This window comes from Mycobacterium gastri, assembly GCF_002102175.1.
Classification (GTDB): domain Bacteria; phylum Actinomycetota; class Actinomycetes; order Mycobacteriales; family Mycobacteriaceae; genus Mycobacterium; species Mycobacterium gastri.
Window position 1 is genome coordinate 1 of sequence record NZ_LQOX01000005.1, and the last position, 1,180, is coordinate 1,180.

1 pseudogene is annotated in these 1,180 nt (G+C 60.4%); it reads right to left on the minus strand.

Annotation, left to right across the window (positions count from 1 at the left end):
* Window positions 1-1,180: pseudogene (locus AWC07_RS00900) on the minus strand (PPE family protein); the annotation flags it as partial.

Genomic DNA, 1,180 nt, shown 5'->3' on the forward strand with positions numbered 1-1,180 from the left:
GGGGGATGGTGATGGTGTAGTCGGCGCCGATGAGGCCCTGGCCGGTGCCGCGCCAGAAGAATCCGTTGTTGCCGTCACCGGAGATGAACGCGCCGGTGTTGAGGTCGCCGGTGTTGAACGCTCCGGTGTTGGTGTCACCGATGTTGAACCAGCCGGTGTTGGTGTCGCCGGGGTTAAACGAACCGGTATTAAACGCACCGGCGTTAAAGCCACCGGAGTTGAAGCTGCCCGGGTTGGCCCACCCGGTATTGCCCAGCCCGGCGTTGAACACCCCGGTGTTGGTGCTACCGGTGTTGGCGATCCCGGTGTTAAAGCTGCCCGAGTTACCGACACCGAAGTTACCGGTACCGGAGTTGAAGAACCCGATATTGTTGGTTCCGGAGTTGAACAGCCCCACATTACCGGCACCGCTGTTGAAGCCCCCGAACCCGATCTGATTATCCCCGCTCAGCCCGATCCCGATATTATTGTTCCCCTGGTTCGCCAACCCGAAATTCCCGAAACCGGTGTTACCGAAACCAACGTTGAAACTGCCGCTATTACCCCAACCCCGGTTGAAATCACCGACATTGCCGCCACCCACATTGGCGTTCCCGACATTGCCGCCACCCACATTCTGACCACCAACATTGCCCACCCCCACATTGGCATCCCCCACATTGGCCCCACCCACATTGGCGCCACCCACATTGCCGCCACCCAGGTTGTAATCACCCACATTGGCATGACCCAGGTTCCACCCACCCTGATCACCAAAACCAACATTGAACACACTCGGCCGACCCGGACCCGACGAGAACAACCCCGCCAGCTGATCCCCCACATTGCCCACACCCGAACCCATACTCGGAATCGTGTTAAACCACCCCGACACCCCATCGCCAAGGTTCAACACCCCCGAACCCAACACCCCCACATTCCCCGCACCCGAAGACCCACCAACATTCCACCACCCCGAACCCCCACCAACATTCCCAAACCCCGACGCACCACCCGCACCACTATTGAAGAACCCCGACGACGGCGCACCCGTGGAATTACCCACCCCCGGACCCGCCGACACCTGCAACACCGGAATCACCACCGGACCCACCCCCGGACCCGAAATCCCCAACTGCAACGACTGACCCGGACCCCCCACCACCAAATTCAATGACGGACCCGTAATCCTGATCGGATC